This window comes from Mesorhizobium sp. M1E.F.Ca.ET.063.01.1.1 (genome assembly GCF_003998155.1).
Taxonomy (GTDB): domain Bacteria; phylum Pseudomonadota; class Alphaproteobacteria; order Rhizobiales; family Rhizobiaceae; genus Mesorhizobium.
Genome location: NZ_RZSC01000624.1, coordinates 1 through 3,471, shown reverse-complemented (window position 1 = coordinate 3,471; position 3,471 = coordinate 1). Strand labels below are relative to the sequence as shown.

Sequence of the window (3,471 nt, the reverse complement as noted above, 5' to 3'; positions counted from 1 at the left end):
ACAGCATGGCGCGCCGGCTTTCCAGCTCGTCCTGCTCGATCAGCATTTCTTCCTGGCTTTCGTGGTCGTCGACCAGCCAGTCCTGCCATTCGCCGGACTCACCCTCGCTCGCCCTGATCGGGGCGTTGAGCGAAGCGTCGCCCGACAGGCGGCGGTTCATCGACACCACTTCGGCCTCGGACACGTTGAGGCGCGTGGCGATCTCAGCGATCTGGTCGGGCTTGAGGTCGCCGTCGTCGAGCGCCTGGATTCTGCCCTTCACCTTGCGCAGGTTGAAGAACAGGCGCTTCTGGTTGGCGGTGGTGCCCATTTTGACCAGGCTCCACGAGCGCAGGATGTATTCCTGGATCGAGGCCTTGATCCACCACATGGCATAGGTAGCGAGCCGGAAGCCGCGCTCCGGTTCGAATTTCTTCACAGCCTGCATGAGGCCGACATTGCCTTCCGAGATCACTTCGCCGATCGGCAGGCCGTAGCCGCGATAGCCCATGGCAATCTTGGCGACGAGCCTCAGATGGCTGGTGACGAGCTTGTGCGCAGCCGAAGTGTCCTCATGCTCGGCATAACGCTTGGCGAGCATGTACTCTTCCTGCGGCTGCAGCATCGGAAAGCGGCGGATTTCTTCCAGATAACGGGCGAGACCGCCTTCACCGGAAACGATACTGGGTAATGACTGGGCCATGATAGCGCCCCCTCTCTATTAGAGTGGTGCCCCCTTAACGCGGCGGGCATGTGACGCGAATGCCTAAGGCTCATTCGCGGCAAGCGGTATATATAGGAACAAAACTAGAAAGGACAGCTTTTGTTCAACACGAAACAGTGTGTCACGTTGAAGTGAACAACGCCAGTCAGGTTTTTTGATGGCTGGTTTGAAGCGTCTTGATGACCGGTTCAGAGCTTGCGGAAACCGCAGACGAGTTCCTCCATATCCCTCGGCATCGGCGCCTCGAACCTCATCGTTACATGGGTGGTCGGATGCCGAAATTCAAGGAGCCAGGCGTGGAGCGCCTGCCTGGAAAATGCATTGACCTCTCTTTTCAGCGGTTCCGGCAGCCGGTTGGCCTTGGTCCGGAAGGCCTGGCCGTAGTCCGGATCGCCGATCACGGGATGGCCGATATGCGCCATGTGGACCCTGATCTGGTGGGTGCGGCCGGTCTCCAGCCGGCATTCGACCAGGCTGGCGGTGGTGAAGGCCTTCTGGCCCTCGCCGAAGCGCTCGACCACGGTGAAATGGGTGACGGCGTGGCGGGCGTCGTCGCGGCCTTCGGGAACCACGGCGCGGCGGACCCGGTCAGCGGCGCGGCCGAGCGGGGCGTCGACGGTGCCGGCCGGCCGCTGCGGAATGCCCCAGACCAGCGCCAGATAGGCGCGTTGGAGGTCACCGGTCAGGCCATGGTCGGCGAAGGCCTCCGACAGCGCCTTGTGGGCGCGGTCGGTCTTGGCCGCGACCATGACGCCGCTGGTTTCCTTGTCCAGCCGGTGCACGATGCCCGGCCGCTTGACGCCGCCGATGCCGGAAAGGCTGTCGCCGCAATGATGGATCAACGCGTTGACCAGCGTGCCGGTCCAGTTGCCGGCGCCGGGGTGGACGACCAGCCCCGCCGGCTTGTTGATGACGATCAGCTCGTCGTCCTCGTAAAGGATGTCGAGCTGGATCGCCTCGCCCTGCGGCTCGGCCGGCTCCGGCTCCGGCATGACGACCGAGACACGCTCGGCGGCGGCCATCTTGCGTTTGGTCTCCTCGACCGGTCTGCCGGCGATCGAGACCGCGCCCTGTTTGATCAGCATCTGCACGCGGCTGCGTGAAATGTCGGGACCGAGCTTCGCGGCCAGCCACTGGTCGAGGCGCTGCCCTGCGGCTTCCGCGCCGGCTTCCAATTCCATGGCTTCGCCGCTCGCCAATTCATCCGGTATCAAAATCGAGGCCCTATCAAAATCGGGGTCTCTTCGTTATGAGCGCTCATCGAAACCCGTTGCGGATTGTTTAGCCATGGCCCGGCCCATCGCCGAAGAAGATGAGGAAAAGCCGCTCGATCCCGCGGCCGAGAAAGTGCGCAGGAAGCTCATCCGCTTCATGATCGTCAATCTCGGCCTTCTCTTCCTCGCCCTTATGGTGGTGATCGGGGCGCTTGTCTACAAAGCCCGCAATGCGCCTGGCGCGGGTTCGGCGCCTGCCGGCGACGTCCAGGCTCCGGCCGGGGCGCCGCTCGGCGGCGATATCGTGCTGCCGGTCGGCGCCAAGGTGGTCAGCCAGTCGCTCTCCGGCAACCGACTGTCGATCGATGCCGAGCTCGCCGACGGCAGCCGCGCCATCTTCGTCTACGACATCGCCGAGCGCCGCATGATCGGCCAGTTCGCGATCCGCAACAAATGAGCCCGCAACAAATGAGCGGCTTTGCCGATAACCGCCGCATTGCGACCGTGGCGCTCGTCGTCGGGAACTATGACGAGGCGATCGCCTGGTATGTCGAGCGGCTCGGCTTTGCGCTGACCGACGATGTCGACCTCGGCGGCGGCAAGCGCTGGGTGACGGTCACGCCGGCAGACGGGCAGGGCGCGCGGCTGCTCTTGGCGGAAGCGTCAGACGAAATGCAGGCGAGCCGCATCGGCGACCAGACCGGCGGCCGGGTGTTTCTCTTCCTCGAAACGGACGACTTCGCGCGCGACCACGAGGCGATGCTTGGCAGGGGTGTCGAGTTCCGCGAGGCGCCGCGCCATGAGGCCTATGGCACGGTGGCGGTGTTCGCCGACCTCTACGGCAATCTCTGGGACCTGATCGAGCCGAAACGGCGAGGTTGATTGGGCCATTCGGCATAGTCCGCGAACAAGCTGAAACCCCAGTTGCTTTTTCGCGGCCGTCATCCTATGTAGCCGGTTCTTGAGCGCGCCCATCGTCTAGCGGTCAGGACACCGCCCTCTCACGGCGGTAACAGGGGTTCGATTCCCCTTGGGCGTACCAAGTCTCCCCGTCACTCGGCCTTGCACTGCGTCGCGCATCTCTTCTGGCGTGGCGTTGCCGATTGAATTAGCATTGCGTGATTGTCCTTGGCCAAAGCACCAAGGGTTCCGGCTTCGAACTTGCCCAGCAAAAGAGGCAAGCGAGGCGGCGGGAGGAGCCAATGCAAAAACTGCAATCGCAATGCGTCCATCACATCACGCTGGTCGGCGCCGATCGTCAGACCTCGATCGATTTCTGGGAGGGCGTGCTCGGCATGCCCTTCATCTTCGAGCAACCCAATCTCGATAAGGCGAGCGAAAGCCATCTCTATTTCGATCCCGGCGACGGCCGGCTGATCACCGTCTTCACCGACGAGAGCCGAACGCCGGTCAAGCGGCGGACGCCGACCGATATCGGCTGCGTCCACCACATCGCGTTCTCGGTGTCGCGGGTGACGTTCCTGCAGGCCGTCGCCCGGCTCGACGAGCGCGGCATCAAGCACAGCGGCGTCAAGGACCGCGGCTTCATGGATT

The 3,471-nt window shown here is 63.5% G+C and carries 5 protein-coding genes and 1 tRNA gene; 4 read left to right on the top strand and 2 right to left on the bottom strand.

The features are described 5' to 3' along the window. Positions 1-682 (bottom strand): RNA polymerase factor sigma-32 (locus tag EOA29_RS29400; protein ID WP_127221976.1); only part of this gene is annotated, 682 nt, incomplete at its 3' end. A gap of 209 nt (positions 683-891) precedes the next feature. Then, positions 892-1,884, bottom strand: coding sequence for an RluA family pseudouridine synthase (locus tag EOA29_RS29395; protein WP_127221975.1), 993 nt, complete (start codon positions 1,882-1,884; stop codon positions 892-894). Positions 1,885-1,990: 106 nt separating this feature from the next. On the opposite strand from EOA29_RS29395, the gene EOA29_RS29390 reads away from it, so the two are divergent. The 4 genes from EOA29_RS29390 to EOA29_RS29375 all read left to right on the top strand — a co-directional run. Further along, entirely contained in the window at positions 1,991-2,374 is a 384-nt protein-coding gene (locus tag EOA29_RS29390) for a fimbrial protein (protein ID WP_126091544.1), read from the top strand. An 11-nt stretch (positions 2,375-2,385) separates the two neighbouring features. Then, positions 2,386-2,799, top strand: a complete 414-nt coding sequence (locus tag EOA29_RS29385) for a VOC family protein (protein WP_126095714.1) — start codon at positions 2,386-2,388, stop codon at positions 2,797-2,799. An 85-nt stretch (positions 2,800-2,884) separates the two neighbouring features. Continuing rightward, a tRNA-Glu gene (locus tag EOA29_RS29380) sits at positions 2,885-2,959 on the top strand. A gap of 160 nt (positions 2,960-3,119) precedes the next feature. After that, positions 3,120-3,471, top strand: a 352-nt coding sequence (locus EOA29_RS29375; RefSeq protein WP_145969855.1) for a VOC family protein, incomplete at its 3' end; no start/stop codon positions are given.

Bases quoted from the DNA above. Each gene is read 5' to 3' on its own strand.
- EOA29_RS29395 (WP_127221975.1), bottom strand. From the start codon at position 1,884: ATGGAATTGGAAGCCGGCGCGGAAGCCGCAGGGCAGCGCCTCGACCAG.
- EOA29_RS29390 (WP_126091544.1), top strand. From the start codon at position 1,991: ATGGCCCGGCCCATCGCCGAAGAAGATGAGGAAAAGCCGCTCGATCCC.
- EOA29_RS29385 (WP_126095714.1), top strand. From the start codon at position 2,386: ATGAGCGGCTTTGCCGATAACCGCCGCATTGCGACCGTGGCGCTCGTC.